General features: G+C 46.3%; 18 protein-coding genes, 1 pseudogene and 2 riboswitches. Of the genes and pseudogenes, 18 read left to right on the plus strand and 1 reads right to left on the minus strand.

Annotation, left to right across the window (positions count from 1 at the left end; genetic code table 11):
- Nucleotides 1-107 precede the first annotated feature (107 nt).
- Nucleotides 108-2,336 (plus strand): annotated as a pseudogene (locus ACRD67_RS04885) (sodium-translocating pyrophosphatase); the annotation flags it as partial.
- Between the two features lie 192 nt (nt 2,337-2,528).
- On the opposite strand, the gene ACRD67_RS04890 reads toward ACRD67_RS04885, so the two are convergent.
- A complete protein-coding gene (locus ACRD67_RS04890) occupies nt 2,529-3,143 on the minus strand; it encodes a deoxynucleoside kinase (RefSeq protein WP_430965917.1) in 615 nt (204 codons plus the stop codon).
- A 313-nt stretch (nt 3,144-3,456) separates the two neighbouring features.
- Here ACRD67_RS04890 and metK point away from each other — a divergent pair, with 313 nt between their 5' ends.
- From metK to metF, 17 genes are all read left to right on the plus strand, one after another.
- A complete protein-coding gene (gene metK, locus ACRD67_RS04895) occupies nt 3,457-4,713 on the plus strand; it encodes a methionine adenosyltransferase (protein ID WP_430965918.1) in 1,257 nt (418 codons plus the stop codon).
- Between the two features lie 76 nt (nt 4,714-4,789).
- A riboswitch (SAM riboswitch) is annotated at nt 4,790-4,912 on the plus strand.
- 119 nt (nt 4,913-5,031) lie between these two features.
- Complete coding sequence (locus tag ACRD67_RS04900) at nt 5,032-6,324, plus strand: O-acetylhomoserine aminocarboxypropyltransferase/cysteine synthase family protein (RefSeq protein WP_430965919.1); 1,293 nt, start codon at nt 5,032-5,034, stop codon at nt 6,322-6,324.
- Nucleotides 6,325-6,381: 57 nt separating this feature from the next.
- Nucleotides 6,382-9,768: a bifunctional aspartate kinase/homoserine dehydrogenase I gene (gene thrA / locus ACRD67_RS04905; protein ID WP_430965920.1), complete on the plus strand. Its 3,387-nt coding sequence runs from the start codon at nt 6,382-6,384 to the stop codon at nt 9,766-9,768.
- A 2-nt stretch (nt 9,769-9,770) separates the two neighbouring features.
- Nucleotides 9,771-10,940, plus strand: coding sequence for a trans-sulfuration enzyme family protein (locus tag ACRD67_RS04910; RefSeq protein ID WP_430965921.1), 1,170 nt, complete (start codon nt 9,771-9,773; stop codon nt 10,938-10,940).
- A 60-nt stretch (nt 10,941-11,000) separates the two neighbouring features.
- Complete coding sequence (locus tag ACRD67_RS04915) at nt 11,001-11,483, plus strand: MarR family winged helix-turn-helix transcriptional regulator (RefSeq protein WP_430965922.1); 483 nt, start codon at nt 11,001-11,003, stop codon at nt 11,481-11,483.
- An 11-nt stretch (nt 11,484-11,494) separates the two neighbouring features.
- Nucleotides 11,495-11,959, plus strand: a complete 465-nt coding sequence (locus tag ACRD67_RS04920) for a GNAT family N-acetyltransferase (protein WP_430965923.1) — start codon at nt 11,495-11,497, stop codon at nt 11,957-11,959.
- A 74-nt stretch (nt 11,960-12,033) separates the two neighbouring features.
- A complete protein-coding gene (locus tag ACRD67_RS04925) occupies nt 12,034-12,444 on the plus strand; it encodes an RrF2 family transcriptional regulator (RefSeq protein WP_430965924.1) in 411 nt (136 codons plus the stop codon).
- A gap of 188 nt (nt 12,445-12,632) precedes the next feature.
- Entirely contained in the window at nt 12,633-12,896 is a 264-nt protein-coding gene (locus ACRD67_RS04930; RefSeq protein ID WP_430965925.1) for a DUF2061 domain-containing protein, read from the plus strand.
- A gap of 35 nt (nt 12,897-12,931) precedes the next feature.
- Nucleotides 12,932-13,555: a phosphoadenosine phosphosulfate reductase domain-containing protein gene (locus ACRD67_RS04935; RefSeq protein WP_430965926.1), complete on the plus strand. Its 624-nt coding sequence runs from the start codon at nt 12,932-12,934 to the stop codon at nt 13,553-13,555.
- A gap of 4 nt (nt 13,556-13,559) precedes the next feature.
- On the plus strand, nt 13,560-14,513 hold the full coding sequence (gene cysD / locus ACRD67_RS04940) for a sulfate adenylyltransferase subunit CysD (protein ID WP_430965927.1): 954 nt from the start codon (nt 13,560-13,562) through the stop codon (nt 14,511-14,513).
- 79 nt (nt 14,514-14,592) lie between these two features.
- Nucleotides 14,593-15,840 carry a sulfate adenylyltransferase subunit 1 gene (locus ACRD67_RS04945; RefSeq protein WP_430965928.1) on the plus strand — a complete coding sequence of 416 codons (1,248 nt, stop codon included), beginning with the start codon at nt 14,593-14,595 and terminating at the stop codon, nt 15,838-15,840.
- 83 nt (nt 15,841-15,923) lie between these two features.
- Complete coding sequence (locus ACRD67_RS04950; RefSeq protein ID WP_430965929.1) at nt 15,924-18,014, plus strand: HEPN domain-containing protein; 2,091 nt, start codon at nt 15,924-15,926, stop codon at nt 18,012-18,014.
- A complete protein-coding gene (gene cobA, locus ACRD67_RS04955) occupies nt 18,007-18,810 on the plus strand; it encodes a uroporphyrinogen-III C-methyltransferase (RefSeq protein ID WP_430965930.1) in 804 nt (267 codons plus the stop codon). Before ACRD67_RS04950 ends, cobA begins: the two co-directional genes overlap by 8 nt.
- 32 nt (nt 18,811-18,842) lie before the next feature.
- Nucleotides 18,843-19,907, plus strand: a complete 1,065-nt coding sequence (locus ACRD67_RS04960) for an NAD(P)/FAD-dependent oxidoreductase (protein ID WP_430965931.1) — start codon at nt 18,843-18,845, stop codon at nt 19,905-19,907.
- A gap of 154 nt (nt 19,908-20,061) precedes the next feature.
- A riboswitch (SAM riboswitch) is annotated at nt 20,062-20,182 on the plus strand.
- A 156-nt stretch (nt 20,183-20,338) separates the two neighbouring features.
- Nucleotides 20,339-21,358: a homocysteine S-methyltransferase family protein gene (locus tag ACRD67_RS04965; protein WP_430965932.1), complete on the plus strand. Its 1,020-nt coding sequence runs from the start codon at nt 20,339-20,341 to the stop codon at nt 21,356-21,358.
- 7 nt (nt 21,359-21,365) lie between these two features.
- Complete coding sequence (gene metH, locus ACRD67_RS04970) at nt 21,366-24,041, plus strand: methionine synthase (RefSeq protein ID WP_430965933.1); 2,676 nt, start codon at nt 21,366-21,368, stop codon at nt 24,039-24,041.
- Nucleotides 24,042-24,168: 127 nt separating this feature from the next.
- Nucleotides 24,169-25,122, plus strand: a complete 954-nt coding sequence (gene metF, locus ACRD67_RS04975; protein ID WP_430965934.1) for a methylenetetrahydrofolate reductase [NAD(P)H] — start codon at nt 24,169-24,171, stop codon at nt 25,120-25,122.
- Nucleotides 25,123-25,124 lie beyond the last annotated feature (2 nt).

The raw sequence follows: 25,124 nt of genomic DNA on the forward strand, positions 1-25,124 counted from the left end.
GGCATTTCAAGGCTGGTAAAAAAAGCAATATCCGCATGTGATATTGCTTTTTTTATTCTGTATGATTTCACTACTTTTGCCCAGCTAAATAATTAACAGAAGAACATATGGAATCCAATATTATTTTTGTGCCAATAGGATTGGCAGTTTTAGGCCTTCTTTTTATGATCGTAAAAATGGCCTGGGTAAAAAAGCAGCCTGCTGGCAGTGAAAAAATGCAAGGTATCTCCAAGGCGATCAAAGAAGGTGCATTGGCCTTTCTAAGTGCGGAATACCGCCTACTTGCCGTCTTTGTAGTGATTGCTTCCGTAGCCTTGGGCGCTATCTCCTATTTTGTGCCCACTACCCATTGGATTATCATCGTGGCCTTTATTCTGGGGGCCATTTTTTCTGCCCTTGCCGGTAATATAGGCATGCGCATCGCCACAGAAGCCAATGCCAGAACTGCCGAAGCGGCCAAAACAAGTCTTCCTCAGGCGCTAAAAGTGTCTTTTGGAGGGGGAACCGTTATGGGATTGGGTGTAGCAAGTTTGGCAGTATTGGGACTAAGCCTATTGTTCTTTATTTTCATTAAAATGTTCATTACGGGAGACGCTTCCTTTTATGTTGAAATGACCATTGCACTAGAAGCACTGGCCGGATTTTCATTGGGAGCGGAATCCATAGCCCTATTCGCCCGTGTAGGTGGAGGAATCTATACCAAAGCGGCCGATGTAGGGGCCGACCTTGTTGGGAAAGTAGAAGCCGGTATTCCTGAGGACGATCCCCGTAACCCGGCCACCATTGCTGACAACGTGGGCGATAATGTAGGGGATGTAGCAGGAATGGGTGCCGACCTTTTTGGCTCTTATGTCGCCACCGTCCTGGCTTCCATGGTGTTGGGGAACTATCTGATAAAGGATATGTCGGCCACCACACAATTCACGGATGCTTTTAACAATATGGGCCCTGTGCTCTTGCCCATTGTTATTGCCGGTGTGGGTATATTGGCCTCCATACTCGGTACCTTTTTGGTAAAAATATCCAGTAACAGCGCTAAAGAAGCCCAAGTACAAAGGGCATTGGATACCGGAAACTGGGCATCCATCCTATTGACCCTAGTGGCCAGCTGGTTTTTGATCGATTGGATGTTGCCGGAAACCATGAGCATGAAGTTTTTTGGTGAAGGGTATCGGGATATTGCCGCTACCAATGTTTTTGGAGCGGCCTGTATCGGATTGGCCGTAGGCGCCTTAATATCTGTGGTAACTTCATATTACACCAGTTTAGGAAAAAAACCCGTATTGGATATCGTAAAAAACAGCTCAACCGGAGCGGCTACGAACATCATCGCTGGTCTCGCCGTTGGGATGAAATCTACCTTTGCATCGGTAATACTCTTTGCCGCCGCAATCTATGGATCTTACGCCTTGGCCGGATTTTACGGTGTGGCCCTTGCGGCGTCGGCCATGATGGCCACCACGGCCATGCAATTGGCCATAGATGCCTTTGGCCCAATTGCCGATAACGCAGGCGGAGTTGCAGAAATGAGTGAATTGGACCCTGAGGTACGTGAACGTACTGATATTTTGGACTCCGTAGGCAATACAACGGCTGCGGTTGGCAAAGGTTTCGCCATTGCCTCAGCTGCCTTGACCGCCCTGGCCCTGTTTGCCGCCTATGTGACCTTTACAGGAATCGATGGCATAAACATATTTAAGGCAGACGTACTGGCCATGCTATTTGTAGGTGGGATGATCCCAGTGGTCTTTTCGGCATTGGCCATGCAGTCCGTGGGCAAGGCCGCCATGGAAATGGTGCAAGAGGTGCGCAGACAGTTCAAGGAAATACCGGGAATTATGGAAGGTACCGGAACACCAGAATATGCAAAATGTGTTGATATTTCCACAAAAGCAGCCTTAAGGGAAATGATATTGCCAGGACTGATTACCATTATTACCCCAATTATCATTGGCTTGGTCTTTGGGGCAGAACCTTTGGGAGGTTATATGGCAGGGGTATGCGTATCCGGTGTCATGTGGGCCATTTTCCAGAACAATGCAGGGGGTGCCTGGGACAATGCCAAAAAATCCTTTGAGGCCGGTGTCGAAATCAATGGTGAAATGACCTATAAAGGCTCTGATGCCCATAAAGCTGCAGTAACAGGTGATACCGTTGGCGATCCATTTAAGGATACTTCAGGACCCTCTATGAACATTCTGATCAAACTTACTTGTTTGGTAGGTCTGGTCATCGCCCCAATTTTGGGAGGACATACCGAGGACGAAACAGGAACGGCCGAAAATGCCACTGAGAAAATCCAACTAGAAACCAAAATACAGCATTCCGAAACGGAAGATACTACCATCAGCTATGCTGCCGCGATGGAGGAAAGGAAATAAGGAAACAACAAACTTTTTGGAAAGGGAGCTATGGCAACATGGGCTCCCTTTTTCTATGTATAAAAATTAGGACATAGTAGGGACCAATGCCTAATGGAATAAAAAGAAAAAACTACGGAAAACCCACCGTTTAAGCCAGGAGGGGAATTAAAAAAGGCCGTTGATTTCGGCGTCGATCTTGTTGATGACTTCCCCTAGGTGTTCGGGATTGTCCACAAAATCCAGGCGGTCCACATCAATGACCAACAGATTGCCTTTTTCATAACCGTGTACCCAGGCTTCGTAACGTTCGTTCAGCCTGCTCAAATAATCTATGGAAATCGTATTTTCATACTCCCTACCACGTTTGTGGATCTGGCTTACCAGATTGGGAATGGAACTTCTGAGGTAGATGAGCAGATCGGGAGGTTGAACCAAACTCTCCATCAGGTCAAAAAGACTGGAATAGTTGTTAAAATCCCGATTGGTCATAAGTCCCATGGCATGTAAGTTGGGCGCAAAGATATGGGCGTCCTCATAAATGGTCCTGTCCTGGATAATATTCTTGCCACTTTCGCGTATCTGCAGGATTTGCCGGTACCTACTGTTAAGGAAGTAAATTTGGAGATTAAAACTCCAGCGTTCCATTTGGTTATAAAAATCATCCAAATAGGGATTGTCAACAACATCCTCAAAATGGGCCTCCCATTTGTAGTGTTTGGCAAGCAATTTGGTCAAAGTGGTTTTTCCGGCTCCTATATTTCCAGCAACGGCAATATGCATATGGTACTATTAATTGTTGGTCGGTATCAAATTTTGGTTGGGCGTACAATATACAAGTATCTGGTGTAAGAGAAAAAAATAGTTGTTGAAATACCACGAACAAATTCTTTTTTTTGATTTTGATTTCTTTGATAAATATGTACTTTTGTGCACCAATTGTGTAGAGGATGGATTTGACTGATTGCAACCTCTTTGGCCCGGGCATGAACAGGGAACCAAAAAATGCTAAAGCAGTTACTACAGAATATATCCATACTAGTAAACTTCTTTAAATTTTTTCGTCAAATCCCTCAACACTAAAGAACAGTGGTATATGGCATATTTATTTACTTCGGAGTCTGTGAGCGAAGGACATCCCGATAAAATTGCGGACCAGATAAGCGATGCCTTATTGGATAATTTTCTGGCATTTGATCCGGAAAGCAAGGTAGCTTGTGAAACCTTGGTCACCACAGGCCAGGTGGTGTTGGCCGGTGAAGTTAAGAGTGCCACCTATTTGGATGTTCAGCAGATTACCAGGGAAGTAATCAACAATATTGGGTACACCAAAGGCGAATATCAGTTTAGCGGGGATTCCTGTGGCATAATTTCCTTGATCCATGAGCAGTCACAAGATATCAACCAGGGTGTGGACAGAGGTGCCAAGGAAGATCAGGGAGCGGGAGACCAGGGTATGATGTTCGGGTATGCCACCAAGGAAACAGAGAACTATATGCCCTTGGCCCTTGATATTTCCCATAAAATATTGCAAGGGCTGGCCGACTTGCGAAGGGCGCAGGATCAAATCGATTATTTAAGACCAGATGCCAAGGCCCAGGTAACCATTGAATATTCCGATGATAATGTACCCCAACGCATAGATACCATTGTGGTCTCTACGCAGCATGACGATTTTGATACTGATGATGCTAAAATGCTCCTGAAAATCAAGGAAGATATCGTGAGTATTCTGATGCCAAAAGTAATTGCCCAATTTCCCGACTATGTTCAGCAACTTTTTAATGGCAACATCAAATACCATATTAACCCTACCGGCAAGTTTGTCATTGGCGGTCCCCATGGAGATACTGGCTTAACAGGAAGAAAAATCATCGTGGATACCTATGGTGGAAAAGGCGCCCATGGCGGAGGAGCCTTTAGCGGAAAGGATCCGAGCAAGGTAGATCGAAGTGCTGCCTATGCCACACGCCATGCCGCAAAGAATCTGGTGGCCGCAGGGGTGGCGGACGAAATTTTGGTCCAAGTAAGCTATGCCATTGGCATGGTAGAACCCACCTCTATATTTGTGGATACCTATGGAACGGCAAACGTGGAACTCAGCGATGGGGAGATTGCAAAAAAAGTGGCGCAGTTGTTCGATATGCGACCTTTTGCGATTGAGGAGCGCTTAAAACTTCGAAACCCTATTTATTTGGAATCTGCGGCCTATGGACACATGGGGAAGCAGCCCCAAACGGTCAATAAGGTTTTTGAATCACCCTATAACGGAAGGATTGAAAAAGAGGTAGAATTGTTTACCTGGGAGAAGCTCGATGCCGTGGACCAGGTGAAATCGGCTTTCAATTTGTAATTTTTCCCAAAAAGATTAGGAAATTAAAATTTTCCGTAGCTATATTTGTAGCGTTAAAGTTCAAACACATATTGAATGGTTATCAAGAAAGGTGGAGGGAATAGACCCTATGAAGCCTTAGCAACCCTTTGTTTACCGATAGCTTTCGGGAACGGAGAAGGTGCTAAATTCTATCCCGACATATGGGAATAGATAACATATCTGAATTACCTCCGTAATTTTTCTTTCTTTTTAACTTTTTGATTATACCTGTTGCAGCCGTTGCATTGAGGGTTTGACTTTGTATTTAAGGAATTGTGAAATTAAAAAACAAAAGTCATGAGTGATCAGAAATTTTCTACCAATGCGTTGCATGCAGGCCACGATACTACCTTAAATGGTGGAACACGGGCAGTGCCCATATACCAAAGTACGGCCTATGTGTTCGACAGTGCGGATCATGCCGCCAATTTATTTTCCTTGGCGGAAACCGGAAATATATATACCAGGATCAACAACCCCACCAATGATATATTGGAACAACGCTTAGCTGCTCTGGAAGGCGGTATTGCCTCTGTGGTCACTTCCTCGGGTACGGCGGCGACCGCTACAGCACTTTTGGTGTTGTTGAAGGCGGGGGATCATATTGTGGCTTCCAATAGCTTGTACGGCGGAACCTACAATCTGTTGAGCGTTACCCTGCCCCGTTTGGGAATTACCACCACCTTTGTAGATCCTTCCGACCCCTCAAATTTTAGCAAGGCCGTTCAGGACAACACCAGGGCCTTTTTTGTGGAAGCGTTGGGAAATCCGAAACTGGATGTGCTGGACCTCAAGGCAATTTCCACGGAAGCCGTAATAGCAGAAGTTCCCTTTATAGTGGACAATACGGTGGCCAGCCCGGCACTTTTGAACCCTATAGCCCATGGCGCCAATATTGTGATACATTCGCTTACCAAGTACATCAATGGGAACGGAACGGCCCTAGGTGGAGCGGTCATTGATGCAGGCACCTTTAATTGGGCCAATGGAAAGTTCCCGGAGTTTACGGAACCCTCCCCTGGGTATCATGGGCTAGTGTACCACGAAGCCCTGGGCCCTGCGGCCTTTATTGCCAAGGTACGGATAGAAGGTCTACGGGACTATGGTGCATGTCTTAGTCCGTTCAATACCTTCCAAATTATACAAGGTCTGGAAACTTTGGAGGTACGGATGAAAAGGCACAGCGAGAACGCCCTGGAACTGGCAAAATGGTTACAGACCAAGGAGGAAGTGACCTGGGTAAATTACCCGGGACTGGAATCCAGTAAATATAATGCCCTGGCCAAGAAGTATCTGCCCCATGGGCAAAGCAGCCTGGTGACCTTTGGAGTGAAAGGCGGTTTTGAATCGGCCAAAAAAATCGCGGATGAAACCAAGATATTCTCGCTCCTGGCCAATATAGGCGATACCAAATCCTTGATTATCCATCCGGCCAGCACCACCCACCAGCAACTGGATGAGGCGGCTCAAGAGTCTACCGGAGTTACACAGGATCTGATACGTTTGTCCGTAGGGCTGGAGAACTTGGATGATTTAAAGGCCGATCTGGAACAGGCTTTTGCCTTAATTGATAAATCCGTACTGGCCTAAGCCAGTGCCACACCCGTACGTGAGGTACGGAATTTTTATGACCGTTTTGAGGAATCTATGCTACATCATATACATATAGAAAACTATACCACGGTAAGCGGGGTCTCACAAGAAATTTCGTTGTCCTACCAACTATTTGGGAAGCCACTTCACTCTGCCCCTATTGTTTTGGTGAACCATGCGCTTACCGGAAACTCCGATGTTACCGGAAAAACCGGTTGGTGGTCTTCCCTAGTGGGCGACGGGAAGTGTATCGATACCAAAAAATATACGGTTTTGGCTTTTAATATACCTGGGAATGGCTATGATAGTTTCGTCATAGAAAACTACAAGGATTTTGTGGCCCAAGATATTGCCAAAATCTTTTTACAGGGCTTAAAGGAACTGGAGATCGAAAGGCTGTTCGCCGTAATCGGGGGATCTCTTGGGGGAGGAATTGCCTGGGAGATGGCTGCCCTGAACCCTAATTTGATCCAACATTTGATTCCTGTGGCCTCAGACTGGAAATCCACGGATTGGCTGATTGCCAACTGTCAGATCCAGGAACAGTTTTTGACAAACTCCAAGCAGCCCGTGCATGACGCCCGTATGCACGCTATGCTTTGCTATAGGACACCAGAATCGTTCAAGGAACGTTTTCAGCGTACCACAAACGAGGAACTTCAGGTTTTCAATGTAGAAAGTTGGCTTTTGCACCACGGAGAAAAGCTGCAGGAGCGCTTTCAGTTATCTGCCTATAAGCTAATGAACCAGCTGCTAAAGACCATTGATGTTAGCAGACAGGGAGAACAAGCGTTCAACCAATTGCAACAGAGCAATACCAATATTCACATTGTAGGCGTGGATTCGGACCTTTTTTTTACAGCCAAAGAGAACAAAGAAACCTTTAAGCGATTGGCACAGGCCAATAGCAATGTTACTTATGGGGAGATTCAATCCTTACATGGTCACGACGCTTTTTTGATCGAGTTTGAACAGATGCAGAACCTCCTCAAAGGCATTTTTGATCAAAATGGGAAGACCCAGCGCGTCAAAGTCTTGAAATTTGGAGGAAAGTCACTCTCCAACGGCGAGGGAATAGAGCGGGTATTAAAAATAATCTCGGATAAGGTAGGAAAGGGAGAAAAAATTGTGGTGGTCCTGTCGGCCAGGGAAAATGCAACGGACCAATTGGAATCCATATTGGAACAAGCAGCACAGGGAGCCAACTATCGAGCAGATTTTGAGGTCTTTGAAAAGTACCAGAAACACTCCTTTAAAAATGTGAACCTTTCCAAAGAGTTTGCTGCATTGGCCAAGCTACTTGAAGGGGTGGCCCTTTTAGGGGATTACAGTTCCAAAATTAAGGATCAGGTACTGGCGTATGGCGAATTAATCTCGGCCAAGCTGATAACCAAATTATTGATAGGAAAGGGGATAAAGGCCCAGTCCATAGACGCGAGGAACCTACTAAAAACAGATACCACCTTTGGGGACGCCCAAGTTTTGGAAGCGCTCTCCAAGGAAAATATAGTGACCGCTTTTTCCAAACTGGATACAGACTGCGTACCTATTGTTACGGGCTTCATCGCCTCCAACAGAAATAATGAGACCACCACACTGGGTAGGAATGGAAGCAATTATACGGCGGCCCTGGTCGCTAATTTTTTGGATGCGGAAGAACTACAGAATTACACGCATGTAGATGGTATTTTTACGGCCAATCCCGAGTTGGTGTCCGAGGCTCGACGTATTTCGGAACTGTCCTATAGCGAGGCCAATGAACTGGCCACCTTTGGGGCTAACATTTTGCATGCAAAAACGATTATTCCCTTGATCGAAAAAAATATCCCGCTCCGTATCCTCAATACCTTTAATGATGATAATGAGGGTACCTTGATCAGTGCCAAATCAAACAAGGAAGGCATCAAATCCTTGTCGGTCATAGACCATATGGCCCTCATCAACTTGGAGGGCAGGGGCCTTTTGGGAAAGGTTGGGGTAGATGCACGCATCTTTAAGGTGTTGGGCAGAAACAATATTAATGTGGGCATTATTTCCCAGGGATCCTCCGAAAGGGGAATAGGTTTGGTGGTCGATGCAGACAAGGCCGAAAAGGGGAGGGCGGAGCTGGAGTCGGAATTCGAAAATGACTTCCGCACCAAGGACATCAATAACATTACCGTGGTAGAGGATGTTTCGGTCATTTCCATCGTGGGCCAGGATTTGAGTACTTTCCACAAGCCCTACAATACCTTGATAAAAAATCATGTCGTACCCTTGCTGTTCAACAATACGGTTTCGGGGAAGAACGTGAGCCTGGTCGTAAGGAAGGCCGATTTGCACAAAGCGTTGAACGTAATGCATGGACAGATCTTTGGCATTACAAAAAAAGTGAACCTTGCCATTTTTGGGCACGGAAACGTGGGGGGGACCCTACTGGATCAAATTCTGAAATCTTCTGATACCATAGACAGGCGTAAGGGTATTCATCTGAACGTTTTTGCCCTTGCAAACTCCAAAAAGGTGCTTTTGAACAAAGATGGGATAGGCACCAATTGGAAAACGAAGGTGCAGAAAGAGGGTGTTCCATACACCGTTGAGGATGTTTTTGCTTATGCCAGGACACATCATTTGGAAAATTTGATAGCCGTTGATAATACGGCTAGCGAGGATTTTGTTGCCCGCTATTTTGATTTCGCGGAAAACGGTTTTGACCTGGTGTCTTCCAATAAAATTGCCAATACCCTACGGTACGACTACTACCGATTGCTCAGGGAAGAATTGTCCAAAAGTCAAAAACAATATCTATACGAAACCAATGTGGGGGCGGGACTACCGTTGATTGATACCATAAAACTATTGCATTTGTCCGGCGAGAACATCACCCGAATCAAGGGGGTGTTCTCAGGATCTTTGAGCTACATATTCAATACCTTTTCCGAGATGGATGTCCCCTTTTCCCTTGTCCTTAAGGAGGCCATGAAAAAGGGTTTCACCGAACCAGATCCCAGAGAGGACCTCTCGGGCAATGACGTAGGTAGAAAACTGCTGATCTTGGCCAGGGAGTTGGATTTGAAAAACGAATTTTCGGATATCGAGGTACAAAATCTGATTCCCGAAATATTGCGTAAAGGCGAGGTGACCGATTTCCTTGGCAATTTAAATGTTTTGGATGATACCTTCAATGAAATTAAACGCCTGCAGAAACCAAAACATGTGCTGCGTTATGTGGGAGATCTATATGGGGACCTGCAGCAGGAAAAAGGGATTTTGGAGGTTAAATTGATCTCTGTGCCCAGCCAAAGTGCTCTGGGACAGGTAAAGGGATCGGATTCTATCATTGAAATCTATACAGAGTCCTATGGCGAGCACCCTTTGGTGATACAAGGGGCCGGAGCTGGTGCCGCCGTAACGGCGCGAGGCGTTTTTGGGGATATCTTACGGATTGCGGAAAAAAGTTAAGTATGAAAAAGAGACGTGAATTTGAAACAGAGGCGGTAAGAACACAGTTAGGGCGTTCCCAATATTTGGAACATTCAAGTCCAATGTATCTCACATCGAGTTTTGTTTTTGAGGATGCCGAGGATATGAGGGCCTCTTTTGCCGAAGAAAAGGATCGAAATATTTATTCCCGATATTCCAACCCCAATTCTTCCGAATTTATTGATAAGGTCTGTAAAATGGAAGGTGCGGAGGACGGATTTGCATTTGCTTCCGGAATGGCGGCCGTTTTTTCGACCTTTGCCGCTTTGTTGGAGCATGGGGACCATATCCTCTCAGCGCGCAGTATTTTTGGGTCTACCCACACTTTGTTTACCCAATTTTTTCCCAAATGGAACATAGGTACCAGCTATTTTAAACTCGATGAGCTAGATGAAATAGAAAACCTGATCACGCCCAATACCAAGCTTATCTATGCCGAATCACCTACCAATCCGGGAGTCGACATCTTGGATCTGGAAGCCTTGGGCGCTATTGCCAAGAAACACAATTTGATTTTCATCATAGACAACTGCTTTGCATCGCCTTATTTGCAACAGCCCATCGCCTTCGGGGCCGACCTGGTGATACATTCCGGCACAAAGCTCATGGACGGTCAAGGTAGGGTGCTGGCAGGAATCACCGTGGGGAACGGGGAACTCATAGACAAGATCTACCGCTTTTCAAGAATAACGGGACCGTCTTTGTCCCCCTTTAACGCTTGGGTTTTGTCCAAAAGCCTGGAGACCCTTGGAGTTCGAGTGGATCGACATTGTGAGAATGCCCTTAAGGTGGCAGAGTTCCTGGAACAACATCCCAGGATAGACTGGGTGAAATACCCTTTTTTACCATCGCACCCCCAATACGAGCTGGCAAAAAAACAAATGAAGGCGGGTGGATGTGTTGTGGCCTTTGAGGTAAAGGGCGGGTTGGGGGCCGGCCAGCGGTTTTTTGATTCCGTAAAAATGATGTCACTTTCGGCCAATCTAGGCGATTCCAGGAGCATCGTCACCCATCCTGCGTCTACTACCCATAGCAAATTATCGTCAGAAGAAAGGGCTCTTGTGGGCATATCGGATGGAATGATCCGGGTGTCCGTGGGACTGGAGCATGTTAATGATATCATTGCTGATATCGCGCAGGCCCTAGAATAGGGGGATTTGTATAATTTAGTAAAAGGTGATATATTTACATAAGCACTTATATAAGCAGTTATGAATGATACTCTGAAAACCTTGGCCGAACTGGGCTTGGGCTCCCGTCTAAATAGACTAAGCGGACAGCTTATGAAGGAAATACAATTGGTATACGCGGCCAAGGGCATCGATTTTGACCCCTACCTTTTCCCCATTTTCAAGATCATAATCGATTCGGAAATGGTCACTACATCGCATATACAAGGAGGATTACGGTATTCACAACCGGCAATTACCCAGGCATTGCAGAAGTTAATGCAAAAAGATTTGGTTGCCTTTAAGTCCGATCGCACGGACAAACGCAAAAAGTTGTACTACCTCACTGAGAGGGGAAAGGAAGTACACCAAAAGATGCTTCCCCTATGGAAAGCTATGGACACCCAGGTAAAGGAACTTACCCATTTTCCTTCCAGTAGTCTATTGGATCACATATCCCAATTGGAAGCCAGCTTGGCGGAAAGGGAACTTAGTAAAAGGATACTTGAAAATATTAAGGAATAAATTGTACCGAGATGAAAAACGTGGAAATTATACCTTTTGAATCGCGATATGCCAAAGACTTTGCCCGCCTTAATGTGGAATGGTTGGAAAAGTACTTTGAAGTGGAACCCCATGATGCAGAACTCCTGGAAGCCTGTGAGGAGAATATTATAGCCCCGGGAGGGCATATTTTCTTTGCAAGGGTGGGCCAGGAAATTGCAGGGACTTTTTCCCTGATCAGGGCAGGGGAAAACATCTATGAATTGGGAAAAATGGCGGTGTCGCCTAAATTTCAGGGCCATAAGATAGGTCAGGGCCTCATGCAGTTCTGCATTGATTTCTCTCGTGAGCAACAATGGGAAAAACTCATTCTCTACTCCAATACCTTTCTGGAGAATGCTATCTACATTTACAGAAAGTATGGTTTCAGGGAAATTGTGTCGGAAGAAAATCCGCCCTATGAAAGGAGCAACATCAAAATGGAACTCATTTTGTAACAAATAGGTGGATCTTGCGGCTTTACCCAGGCTCTCTGCTCTGCCTTTTATTCGATTTTGTCTATATTCGTAGCATGCTCTCCAAGAAGACAAAATATGGACTTAAGGCACTGACTTTTTTAGCGAATCAGAAAAATAAGGAACCCGTGCAAATTGCCGAAATTGCGAGGCACGAAAATATTTCCCAAAAGTTTCTGGAAAGTATTTTGCTCACCCTCAGAAGAACGGGATTTCTCGGGTCAAAAAAAGGGAAGGGCGGTGGCTACTATTTGATCAAAGAGCCTTCGGAAATACTCATGACCGCCGTAATACGGGTGCTGGAAGGCCCTATTGCCATGGTGCCCTGTGTAAGCCTCAATTTTTACGAAAAGTGCGACGATTGTCCGGATGAGGACAGCTGCTCGGTGCACAAGCTAATGTTACAAGTCAGGGACAGTGTGCTAGAGGTATACCGGAATAATACCCTGGCCGATATTATTGTCTAATTCGAAATTCCCAAAAAACAGCTAGGATTACTCCATTTTTGATAGGAATTGGTCCTGTAAGCCATTAATCTATTAAAACGATAGGATAAACGTAATATTAATGCTTTTTTAACGTCTACTAAGAATAATAATACTATTTTTGTTTACCCTATTAAATCTATAGGATAAAAAAATATAAGTTTATTTTCATGATTGCAGACCAATTTGTTTTAAACAGAAGAACCGAAAAAAGCAGCTATAGTGTTGACAGGAAATCGGATAAACCCAAGAGGAGTATAGCAAAATCCATTAGCTGGAGAATCATAGGAACATTGGATACCATTGTAATTTCCTGGATTGTCACCGGCACTCTGGCCGTTGCCTTTTCCATTGGGATCGTGGAGCTTTTTACAAAGATGGCCCTGTACTTTTTTCACGAACGGATTTGGAATACCATCAGCTGGGGCAGATAGGAGCAAAATATTTAACCTTCTTAGGAAACAATGAAATGGGTTTTACTGAAAAACAAATCAAGGAACTAAACATACAGTTTACCGGCTTTACTCCCGAAGAGATTATCTCTTGGGCAATTGAAAACGGACAGGCTCCACTGGTTACTACCAATTTTAGACCTTATGAGGTTGCCATACTCCATGCTGTCACCGCAGTACAACGGGATATTCCGGTTATTTGGGCGGATACGGGCTACAATACACCGAATACCTACCGGCATGCCGAGGAACTCATTTCAAGATTAGCACTTAATGTTAAATTATATGTACCCCAACAAACTGCCGCCCATCGCGACGTTGTAATGGGTATTCCAGGTATAGATGACCCAAATCATGCAAAGTTCACGGAGCAGGTAAAACTGGAACCTTTTAAAAGGGCCATGGCCGAACACCAACCCGATGTATGGTTTACCAATTTAAGGAAGGGACAGACCGAGCTAAGGAATACCCTGGATATTTTGAGTTTGAGCAAGGATGGGGTACTTAAAGTGAGCCCTTTCTACCATTGGAACGATGTACAATTGGATGTATATCTGGAGGAACGGAATTTGCCCAATGAACATAAATATTTTGACCCCACCAAAGTTCTCGAAAACAGGGAATGTGGATTACATACTTAAAAAAATGAGTGTAAATACATTAACGCCCGAATGGGAAACGGAAACAAGGCAGGATGCCTTACCGATACTAAGGACAAACGCCTTGGAAAATGAGGCCATATATATAATGAGGGAGGTAGCTTCGCAGTTTGAAAAACCTGTGCTGTTGTTCTCGGGTGGCAAGGATTCCATTACCCTGGTCCGCCTGGCGCAAAAGGCATTTTATCCCGCCAAGATTCCTTTTCCCTTAATGCATATAGATACGGGTCATAATTTTCCCGAAACAATGGCCTTCCGCGACAAGCTGGTAGAAGAATTGGGTGTGGAACTGATCGTGCGTAAAGTGCAGGATTCCATAGACCAAGGCAAGGTAGTGGAAGAAACTGGAAAATATGCCAGTCGCAACAGCTTACAAACCACTACGCTTTTGGACGCCATAGAGGAATTCAAGTTCGATGCCTGTATTGGAGGGGCCCGTAGGGATGAGGAAAAAGCAAGGGCCAAGGAACGTATTTTTTCGGTTCGGGACGATTTTGGGCAGTGGGACGAAAAAAACCAACGACCAGAACTGTTCGATATGCTCAACGGGAACATTGAAATTGGACAAAACGTCCGTGTTTTCCCTATAAGCAATTGGACAGAATTGGATGTTTGGAGTTATATCCAAAAAGAAAGGATAGAGATTCCATCCATATACTTTGCACATCCGCGTAACATCTTTGTTCGCGATGGTCTTATTTGGTCAGCGGCCGATGCCGTTGTTTTTAGGGCCGAAGATGAACCCGTAGAGGAGCGAATGGTCCGTTTCAGAACGGTAGGGGATATGTCGTGTACCGCTGCGGTACTATCGCATGCCGATACTATAGATAAGGTGGTGGCCGAAATTAGGGCATCCAAAATCTCCGAACGGGGAGCGCGGATCGATGACAAAAGATCCGAAGCTGCAATGGAAAAACGCAAGCAGCAAGGATATTTCTAAAACAGTATAGAGTAACTAAGGTTGAAGTTGGCAAGCCAATTTCCGTCAGGAGGGCGGCCAGCACCAAATAAGAAGAAAAATGGAAGTACTAAAGATAGCGACGGCAGGGAGTGTGGACGATGGCAAGAGTACCTTAATAGGGAGGTTGCTCTACGATACCAAGTCACTTACCGACGATAAGTTGGAAGCCATCAAGAAAAGCAGTGAGCAACGAGGCTATGATTACCTCGATTTCTCCTTGGCTACCGATGGCCTTGTGGCAGAAAGGGAACAGGGTATTACGATAGACGTGGCCCATATTTATTTTTCTACCCCCAACAAAAGCTATATTATTGCCGATACCCCGGGACATGTTGAATATACCAGGAATATGGTTACCGGAGCTTCCACTTCCCAGGCCGCCATCATCTTGATCGATGCCCGGAAAGGGGTCATAGAACAAACCTACCGGCACTTTTTCATCAACAATCTATTGCGGATCAAAAACGTGATCGTGGCCGTGAACAAAATGGACCTGGTAGACTATTCAGAGGCGGCCTTTGAGGCTATTAAGCGCGATTTTGAGGCATTGAACCTTAAAAGCACCTATGCAGAACAGCGCGTGAGTTATATTCCGGTCAGTGCTTTAAATGGGGACAACGTCGCAGCAAAGACCGATGCCATGCCATGGTACAACGGAGATACCCTTTTGGAACATTTGGAGCATTTGGAAGCGGCCGACGTGTATGAAGGGGGGCAGGTTCGGTTCCCTATACAGACCGTAATACGACCCAAAACAGAGGAATATCACGATTTTCGGGGATATGCCGGTAAGGTCTACGGAGGAAGCCTACAGGTAGGCGATTCCGTTACCGTGCTCCCGTCCCTTATCCAATCCAGGATAAAGGAAATCTACTTTTTTGATCAGACCTACCAGGAGGCGGTGGCAGGAAGCTCCGTCAATATTACCCTGGAGGACGATATCAATATCGCAAGGGGGGATATGTTGGTAAAGACCGACGAACTTCCCAAAATTGAGAAAGAAATCCGGGCAACCGTGTGTTGGATGGACAACAAACAATTGCAGCCGGGAACAAAATATATTGTACAACATAGCACCAACAAGGTATTGTCCAAAATTGATACCATAGAAAGTGTAATGACCACGGATTTTTCCGGACAAATAGAAGCCAATGGTAAATTGGCGCTCAACGAAATCGGTGAAGTACGGATAAAATTGAGCAAGCCCATTTATTACGATGCCTATAAGGACAACAAGTATAATGGTGCCTTTATTTTATTGGATGCCCATACCAACGCAACAGCAGCGGTAGGTTTTATCAATTAAAAGGAGGATCATCCGCATAATGGTGGAGGTGTTTAAGTTAATATCCTACTAAATCCATAGGAGAAATAAATAAAATAGGACAAATGCAAAGTTTTAGAACAGAATTGGAAAACCCGACAGTAGAAAAAGATATCATTGAATTGGAGGCCAAGATCCGTCAGTTCAAGGAGGGCAAACTAGACGAGGAAAAATTCCGAAGCCTGCGTTTGGCCAGAGGTGTTTACGGTCAGCGTCAAGAGGGGGTGCAAATGATCCGAATCAAATTACCCTATGGAAAGGTGACCTCCGATCAGTTAAGGCGTATCTGCGATGTGTCCGATGAATATTCCACCGGGCGCTTGCACATCACCACCCGTCAGGATATACAGATCCATTATGTGGATTTGGAAAGGACCCCCGAACTTTGGGCACAATTGGAACAGGACGATATTACCCTACGCGAGGCCTGTGGAAACACGGTCCGTAATGTCACCGCTAGTGAAACGGCAGGGATAGATGCGGATGAACCCTTTGATGTGTCACCCTATGCCCATGCGCTGTTCCAGTATTTTTTACGGAATCCCATCAGTCAGGAAATGGGAAGGAAATTTAAGGTTTCCTTTTCCGCCAGTGAGGCCGATACCGGATTGTCCTATATGCACGATTTGGGTTTTATTGCCAAAATAAAAAATGGTGTTCGTGGATTTAAGGTCATGCTTGCCGGTGGTTTGGGATCGCAACCAAGGCACGCCGATGTACTTTACGATTTTTTACCTTCGGACAAAATCATTCCGTTGATGGATGGTGTTGTACGCGTGTTCGATAGCTATGGGGAACGCAAGAGCAGGGCCAAGGCCCGTATGAAATTTTTGGTGCGGGACGTGGGCCTGGAGGGCTTCAAAAACTTACTGGAAGAGGTACGGCCTGCCGTACCCTATACTTCCTATCCCATAGATGCAGATGCCTACCCTAAGGCGATAGTGGCCGAAAGTGCCGTGCCTAAGGTGAACATTCAGGACAAGGAAGCCTTTGAGGCATGGAAGTCCACCAATTTGGTTCCTCAGAAGCAAGAGGGATACGTGGCCATCGGCATCAAGGTGTTGCTGGGTGATTTCTACACGGATAAGGCACGACTTTTAGCCGACCTGGTAGCCAAGTACGCCGCGAGCGAGTTTCGATTATCGCTCAGGCAAAATATATTGATTCCCTATGTGAAGGAGGACCTAGTGCCTTTTTTCTACACGGAACTGGAAAAGTTGGGTTTTGTTGAAAAGGGATATAATAAAGCCTTGGATATAACCGCCTGTCCTGGAACGGATACCTGTAATTTGGGTATAGCAAGCAGTACGGGGATTGCCGAGGAGTTGGAAAGGGTCATAAAAACGGAATACCCGCAATACATTGCCAATGAGGATGTGGTCATCAAGATCAGCGGTTGTATGAACGCCTGTGGGCAGCACAATATGGCCAACATTGGCTTTCAGGGGATGTCCATACGAACAAAGGACAAATTGGTCGCCCCGGCACTTCAGGTGCTTTTGGGTGGTGGCAATTTTGGGAACGGAGAGGGACGCTTTGCGGATAAAGTCATTAAGGTGCCCAGTAAAAGGGGACCAGAGGCCCTTCGTCTTATACTGAACGATTTTGAAGCGCACGGCAAGGGAGCAAAATTTGTGGACTATTATGCGGAAAAGGGAGAGCATTATTTCTACGACTTTCTTAAACCGCTATCGAATATAGAACGTTTGACCCAAGAAGATTTTATCGATTGGGGAAATACCAAGAGATATGAAAAGGCCATAGGAATAGGGGAATGTGCCGGAGTGGTCATTGATTTGATCGCGACGCTGCTGTTCGAGAGCGAAGAAAAGATCCAAAATGCCCAGTCCGCATTTGAAGAGGGAAAATGGGCTGCCAGCATCTACCATTCCTACGCTTCCATGGTAAATTCTGCCAAGGCGCTGTTGACCGCAGAAAATAAAAAGACAAATACCCATGTGGGCATTATCAAGAGCTTCGATGAAGTGTTTGTGGCCCCTGGAAATATAGACCTTAGGGGTTCTTTTGAGACCCTGGCGCTTCAATTGAATAAAAACAAGCCCACCGAAGCTTTTGCGAAAAACTATCTATTGGATGCAAAACGCTTTTTGGAGAAAGTGGAAGCCTATAGAAAATTGGAATTGGAACATGCGTAACGAACAAAAACTTACCGTTGTAGGTGCAGGTCCAGGAGATGTGGAACTGATCACGCTTAAGGCTGTAAAGACCTTGGGTAATGCCGATGTGGTCCTTTATGATGCCTTGGTAGATCCCACCCTCCTGCAGTATGCTCCTTTGGCCGAACATATTTTTGTGGGCAAGCGAAAAGGGTGTTATGCCTATCAGCAGGAGCAGATCAATGAACTGATCGTGAGTCGGGCCAAGACCCACGGACATGTGGTACGTTTAAAGGGAGGAGACCCCTTTGTTTTTGGAAGGGGCGCTGAAGAAATGGAATATGCCGCAAAACATGGAATCTCCGTGGCAATGGTTCCGGGGCTGTCTTCCGCCGTGTCTGTTCCTGCCTTGCAAGATATTCCGGTGACCAAAAGAGGTGCAACAGAAAGTTTTTGGGTCATTACCGGAACTACGAAGAATCACAAATTGTCACAGGATGTGGCCTTGGCCGCCAAATCCAACGCCACGGTGGTTATTTTAATGGGCATGGGTAAATTATCCAAAATTGTGGAACTCTTCAGGCAGGAAGGGAAATCGGAAATGCCCATTGCCATTATCCAAAATGGCACCCAGAAAAATGAAAAAGTGGGTGTGGCAACCGTTGGGACCATAGAGGCCGAAGTGGCAAAACAACAGCTCAGCAATCCGGCCATCATTGTTATTGGCGAGGTTGTTAGGCATAGGGCTGCCCTAAAAGATATTGCCTACGGATATAAGGCAAAACAAATACGTGTGGAAAGTAAAAACAGCGCCCATAAAACCGTATTGGGATAGGCGACAAATAAGATAAAGTAAATCGATTAGAGATGATAAAAACGGATATTTTGATAATAGGTGCGGGTCCTACAGGGCTCTTCACGGTGTTTGAGGCGGGATTGCTAAAATTAAAAACACATCTAATAGACGCTTTGCCACAACCAGGCGGGCAGTGTTCCGAAATCTATCCCAAGAAACCCATATATGATATTCCGGCCTTTCCCGAAATATTGGCGGGCGATCTGGTGAACAATCTGATGGAACAAATAAAGCCCTTTGAACCTGGATTTACCTTGGGCGAACGGGCCGAAACCTTGGACAAGTTGGAAGACGGCTCCTTTATCGTTACTACGAACAAAGGTACAAGGCACCACGCGCCCGTTGTAGTGGTTGCTGGGGGCTTGGGTTCCTTTGAACCCAGAAAACCGCCCATTTCAAATATCAAGGACTTTGAGGACAAAGGCGTGGCCTATATCGTTAAAGATCCGGAGGTCTATAGAAATAAAAAAGTAGTTATCGCCGGGGGTGGGGATTCAGCATTGGACTGGGCCATTTTCCTTGCCGATGTAGCTGCCGAGGTTTCCCTGGTGCACAGGCGAAACGAGTTTCGTGGGGCCCTGGATTCCGTGGAAAAAGCATCGGAACTGGCCAAACTTGGAAAAATCCAATTGTTTACGGAGGCCGAGGTAACTGAACTGCACGGTAAGGACCATTTGGAGGCGGTTGTTGTTAAGCACAATGATGTCAAAAAAGGACAGACCTATCTGGAAGTGGATAATTTTATCCCCTTGTTTGGTCTTTCCCCAAAATTGGGACCCATAGGGGACTGGGGTTTTGAAATAGAAAAAAACGCCATTAAAGTAAACAACGCCTATGACTATCAGACCAATATCCCCGGGGTCTATGCCATTGGGGATGTAAATACCTATCCTGGAAAACTAAAATTGATCCTATCCGGTTTCCACGAGGCGGCGGTTATGTGCCAGAGCGCTTATCAACGGATCCATCCGGGCAAGCGGTATGTTATGAAATACACCACCGTTGGAGGGGTAGAAGGATTTGATGGCTCCAAGAAAGAAGCAAAAAAAGAAGTGGTGCAAAGTATTTTGGTGTAAGAGTACCACATTATGTAGATTAGCTATGGACCCTTCTTCCCTAAACGGCAGAAGGGTTCTTTTTTTGGAATAGGAGATCCAAAAAAATTGGACTTTCCTTGTTTTTAAAGGAACTGTGCTGTTTCTTTGCACTCAGTTCATTTCAAAATTGAAAACGTTATCAAGAAAGGTGGAGGGAATAGACCCGTTGAAGCCTTAGCAACCCTTTTTCACAAACCCATTTGGATAAAGAAGGTGCTACATTCTATCCCAACCGATTTGGGAATAGATAACAAAAAGCAAGACGTTCCGGTCTTGACCTTTCCCTTACTTGATACCCTATGAATACCAGTTCACCACATTGCTTGCGGAGGGGGCATTTTTATGATGTTTTCCCTTGCAAAATGAGGGAATGGAGCATGCATGGGATTATCGCTAATACAAAAAACAGCATGGATACGATACAAAGCATATTGGAAAACCGAATTTTAGTCTTGGACGGCGCTATGGGCACCATGCTGCAGCGCTATAAATTCACTGAGGACGATTTTCGCGGTGAACGCTTTGCGGATTGGCCGCACCCCTTACAGGGCAATAACGACCTGTTGTCCCTGACACAACCCCATGCGATTGCCGCCGTACACCGGAAATACTTTGAGGTGGGCGCGGACATTGTGGAGACCAATACCTTTTCGGGCACGACCATAGCCATGGCCGATTATGGCATGGAGGAACTGGTCTACGAACTCAATTATGAATCGGCCAGGATAGCCCGGGAGGTCGCTGACGACTTCACGGCCCGGGAACCTCATAAACCACGCTTTGTTGCCGGAAGTATTGGCCCTACCAACAAGACGGCCAGCATGTCCCCCGATGTGAACGATCCGGGTTTCAGGGCCATTTCCTTTGAGGAATTAAAAACGGCCTACAAACAGCAGGTGGAGGCCTTGCTCGATGGCGGCGCCCACATTTTGTTGGTAGAGACCATTTTTGACACCCTAAACGCCAAGGCGGCCCTATTTGCTATAGAAGAAGTCAAGGAAGCACGAGCCATTCAAGTACCCGTGATGATCAGTGGTACCATCACGGATGCCTCAGGGAGAACCCTGTCCGGACAGACCGCTGAGGCCTTCTTAATTTCCATTTCCCATATCCCCATGTTATCGGTAGGGTTTAATTGTGCCTTAGGGGCCAGCCAACTCGTACCGCATTTGGAAGTGTTATCGGTGAAGACGGGAAATGCCGTCTCTGCCCATCCCAATGCAGGATTGCCGAATGCCTTTGGAGCCTATGACGAGACACCCGAGCAAATGGCAGATCAAATACGGGAATATGTAGAAAAAAGTTTGGTCAACATTGTGGGGGGGTGTTGTGGCACGACACCGGAGCACATTAAGGCCATTGCAGATTTGGTGAAGGAATACGAACCTAGGCGGATGAAGATTCCGGTACAGGGAAATGCCGTACAATAGTGTGACAATGAACGAGATCCAAGAAAAATATCTAAAGCTTTCAGGCCTGGAACCCCTGGTCATTACCCCGGAAAGCAATTTCATAAACGTGGGGGAGCGCACCAATGTGGCCGGATCCAAGAAATTTCTGCGCCTGATCAAAGAGCGCAAATTTGAGGAGGCGCTGGATATTGCCCGTAACCAGGTGGAAGGGGGAGCCCAGATTATAGATATCAATATGGATGACGGCCTTATCGATGGCAAGGAGGCCATGGTAAAATTCCTGAACCTTGTAGTAGCCGAGCCGGATATTGCGCGGGTGCCCATTATGATCGATAGCTCCAAATGGGAGATTATCGAGGCCGGACTCCAAGTGGTACAGGGGAAATGTGTGGTAAACTCCATCAGCTTAAAAGAGGGAGAGGCCGAATTTATAGCACATGCCCAACGTATTAAACGCTATGGAGCGGCCGTAATCGTCATGGCATTTGATGAGGTGGGGCAGGCAGACAATTACCAAAGACGGATAGAAATTTCCCAACGTTCCTACGATATACTGGTAAACCGCGTGAATTTCCCTCCCGAGGACATCATTTTTGACCTCAATATCTTTCCGGTGGCCACTGGAATGGAGGAACACAAACGCAACGCGGTAGACTTCATCGAAGCCACCAAATGGGTGCGCGAAAACCTGCCCCACTGCAGTGTAAGTGGCGGGGTAAGCAACGTTTCCTTTTCTTTCCGGGGGAACAATCCGGTTCGGGAGGCCATGCACTCGGTATTTCTATATCATGCCATAAAAGCGGGAATGAACATAGGGATTGTTAACCCAAACCTGTTGGAGGTCTATGATGATATTCCGAAAAATCTCTTGGAACGTGTAGAGGATGTCATTCTCAACCGTAGAGACGATGCCACCGAACGCCTTCTGGATTTTGCCGAAACTGTAGTAGGCACGGCAAAGGAAGGCAAGGTAGACTTGTCTTGGCGCGAGGAACCCTTGCAAAATCGTATCACACGGGCTTTGGTAAAGGGGATAGACCAATATATTGTGGAGGATGTGGAGGCGGCACGGCAAAGCGTTACCAGGCCTATAGAAGTGATAGAAGGACATTTGATGACGGGTATGAACGTGGTGGGTGATCTGTTCGGAAGCGGAAAAATGTTTCTGCCACAGGTGGTGAAATCGGCCCGTGTGATGAAGAAGGCCGTGGCCTATCTGCTTCCCTATATCGAAGCTGGGAAGGATGGGATTTCCCAAGCCGCAGGTAAGATCTTAATGGCCACAGTAAAAGGGGATGTTCATGATATCGGAAAAAATATTGTCAGTGTGGTCCTGGCCTGTAACAATTATGAGATTGTGGATTTGGGCGTTATGGTACCTCCTGAAAAAATTATCAATGCGGCCAAGGAGGAAAAGGTAGATATCATTGGTCTAAGCGGATTGATTACCCCTTCCCTGGATGAAATGGTCTTTTTGGCCAAGGAAATGGAACGGCAAAATTTTAAGGTACCCCTGTTAATTGGAGGTGCCACCACGAGCAAGGCGCATACAGCGGTAAAAATAGACCCGCAGTACAGTTCGGCCGTGGTACACGTAAACGATGCCTCACGAGCGGTAACCGTGGTGGGGGATCTGTTGCAAAAAGAGTCCTCCAACGCCTACAAGGAATCCCTTAAACTGGACTATGAAACCTTTAGGGACAAGTTTCTGAAGCGCACAAGGGCAAAAGAATACCTCACACTTGCGGAAGCACGTGACAATAGGTTGGCAATAGCTTGGGACCGTACCTCAATTGTGCCGCCAAAAAAACCGGGTATACACGTCATTGAGGACCAAGAGTTGGGAAAATTGGAAGATTTTATTGATTGGACCCCCTTTTTTAGAAGTTGGGACCTGCACGGCAAATATCCGGATATTCTTGAAGACAAGGTAGTGGGCAAGCAGGCCAGGGAACTTTTTTCGGATGCCCGGGAAATGTTGAAAAAGGTCATTGAAGAGAAGCAACTAACGGCCAAAGCAGTATTTGGGCTGTTCCCTGCCAACACCATGGACGTTGATGATATTGAAGTAAGCGCGAATGGAACAAAACATGTTTTTAGAACCTTGCGCCAGCAGCTCAAAAAAAGGGAAGGTGTCCCCAATTTGGCCCTGGCCGATTTTATAGCGCCAAAAGAAACTGGTATACAGGATTACCTGGGCTGTTTCTGTGTCACAGCCGGATTTGGAACGGCGGCATTGGCGGAGAAATTTGAAAAGGAATTGGACGATTACAGCGCCATTATGATCAAGGCCCTGGCCGATCGGTTAGCGGAGGCCTTCGCGGAGTATTTACATAAGGAAGTCCGCACCATGTATTGGGGTTACGCTTCCAGCGAGGAATTGAGCAATCAGGAGCTGATAGCGGAAGCCTACAAAGGTATACGTCCGGCACCAGGTTATCCGGCCTGCCCGGACCATCTGGAAAAATTGACCATCTGGGAGGTATTGGAGGTGGAGCAAAAAATTGGGGTAACCCTCACGGAAAGTCTGGCCATGTGGCCTGCAGCCAGTGTGAGCGGCTATTATTTTGCAAATCCCGGGGCCAAGTATTTTGGCCTAGGCAAGATCAAGGAAGACCAGGTTGCGGACTTTGCCGAAAGAAAGGAAATACCCATGGAAAAGGCCAAACAATGGTTGGCCCCAAACATAGCGGAAGACTGATTTGCGTTAGGGATTGAGGTACTGTTGGAGCTCTCCTCCGTAGCCGAAGGCGAAGGGGGAAGCGACTACCGAAAGCCCGCCCGAACGCATAAGAAAAGAAAAGGATACTGAACCAAGTAGCATATCGATGAAAGTAACGGAACATATAAAACAAGCCAAGGGAAAAACACTTTTTTCATTTGAGATCATCCCCCCGGTAAAGGGGAGAAGCATCCAAGAACTGTACAACAACATAGATCCTTTGATGGAGTTTAAACCTCCCTTTATTGATGTAACTACCTCCAGGGAGGAATATGTATACCTAGATCGGGATGGCCTTTTGGACAAAAAGCTCACTCGAATGCGCCCAGGTACCGTAGGGATTTGCGCTTCTATAAAGCACAAATACAACGTAGACACCATTCCCCATGTACTGTGCGGAGGTTTTACCAAGGAGGAGACCGAATACCTATTGGTAGACTGCCATTATTTGGGATTGGATAATGTAATGGCCTTGCGAGGGGATGCCATGAGGGAGGAAAAGTTCTTTGAACCCACACAGGGAGGCCACCCCTATGCCATAGACCTGGTGCGCCAGATCCACGATTTAAATTGCGGTACCTATCTCCACGAGGTGATAGAGACCGACGATTGTGCCGACTTTTGTATCGGTGTGGCCGGCTATCCGGAAAAACACCTGGAGGCTCCATCCTTAAAATCGGACTTGAAACGATTAAAGGAAAAGGTGGATGCAGGCGCCGAATACGTGGTGACCCAGATGTTCTTTGACAACCAGAAGTATTTTGATTTTGTGAAGGCTGCCAGGGAAATAGGTATCACAGTGCCCATTATTCCTGGAATAAAACCGATTGCCGTTAAGCGGCATTTGCAATTGTTGCCACAGGTCTTCCGCATAGACCTGCCCCAAGATCTGATAGATGCCGTAGATGCCTGTGATAACAACAAGGAAGTGCGCCAAGTAGGCATAGAATGGGCGGTTGAACAATCCAAGGAGCTCAAGGCAGCTGGTGTTCCGGTGCTGCATTACTACTCCATGGGAAAATCGGACAATATCAAGGCCATTGCCAAGGCCGTTTTCTAGGG

Source organism: Eudoraea algarum (genome assembly GCF_050589645.1).
GTDB lineage: Bacteria > Bacteroidota > Bacteroidia > Flavobacteriales > Flavobacteriaceae > JBNGOQ01.

Excerpts from the sequence above, each read along its gene's own strand:
- ACRD67_RS04910 (WP_430965921.1), top strand. The coding sequence starts at position 9,771 with ATGAAAAAGAGACGTGAATTTGAAACAGAGGCGGTAAGAACACAGTTA.
- ACRD67_RS04900 (WP_430965919.1), top strand. The coding sequence starts at position 5,032 with ATGAGTGATCAGAAATTTTCTACCAATGCGTTGCATGCAGGCCACGAT.
- thrA (WP_430965920.1), top strand. The coding sequence starts at position 6,382 with ATGCTACATCATATACATATAGAAAACTATACCACGGTAAGCGGGGTC.
- ACRD67_RS04935 (WP_430965926.1), top strand. The coding sequence starts at position 12,932 with ATGGGTTTTACTGAAAAACAAATCAAGGAACTAAACATACAGTTTACC.
- ACRD67_RS04950 (WP_430965929.1), top strand. The coding sequence starts at position 15,924 with ATGCAAAGTTTTAGAACAGAATTGGAAAACCCGACAGTAGAAAAAGAT.
- ACRD67_RS04960 (WP_430965931.1), top strand. The coding sequence starts at position 18,843 with ATGATAAAAACGGATATTTTGATAATAGGTGCGGGTCCTACAGGGCTC.
- cobA (WP_430965930.1), top strand. The coding sequence starts at position 18,007 with ATGCGTAACGAACAAAAACTTACCGTTGTAGGTGCAGGTCCAGGAGAT.
- ACRD67_RS04915 (WP_430965922.1), top strand. The coding sequence starts at position 11,001 with ATGAATGATACTCTGAAAACCTTGGCCGAACTGGGCTTGGGCTCCCGT.
- metH (WP_430965933.1), top strand. The coding sequence starts at position 21,366 with ATGAACGAGATCCAAGAAAAATATCTAAAGCTTTCAGGCCTGGAACCC.
- ACRD67_RS04930 (WP_430965925.1), top strand. The coding sequence starts at position 12,633 with ATGATTGCAGACCAATTTGTTTTAAACAGAAGAACCGAAAAAAGCAGC.
- ACRD67_RS04925 (WP_430965924.1), top strand. The coding sequence starts at position 12,034 with ATGCTCTCCAAGAAGACAAAATATGGACTTAAGGCACTGACTTTTTTA.
- metF (WP_430965934.1), top strand. The coding sequence starts at position 24,169 with ATGAAAGTAACGGAACATATAAAACAAGCCAAGGGAAAAACACTTTTT.
- ACRD67_RS04945 (WP_430965928.1), top strand. The coding sequence starts at position 14,593 with ATGGAAGTACTAAAGATAGCGACGGCAGGGAGTGTGGACGATGGCAAG.
- metK (WP_430965918.1), top strand. The coding sequence starts at position 3,457 with ATGGCATATTTATTTACTTCGGAGTCTGTGAGCGAAGGACATCCCGAT.
- ACRD67_RS04965 (WP_430965932.1), top strand. The coding sequence starts at position 20,339 with ATGGATACGATACAAAGCATATTGGAAAACCGAATTTTAGTCTTGGAC.
- ACRD67_RS04920 (WP_430965923.1), top strand. The coding sequence starts at position 11,495 with ATGAAAAACGTGGAAATTATACCTTTTGAATCGCGATATGCCAAAGAC.
- ACRD67_RS04890 (WP_430965917.1), bottom strand. The coding sequence starts at position 3,143 with ATGCATATTGCCGTTGCTGGAAATATAGGAGCCGGAAAAACCACTTTG.
- cysD (WP_430965927.1), top strand. The coding sequence starts at position 13,560 with ATGAGTGTAAATACATTAACGCCCGAATGGGAAACGGAAACAAGGCAG.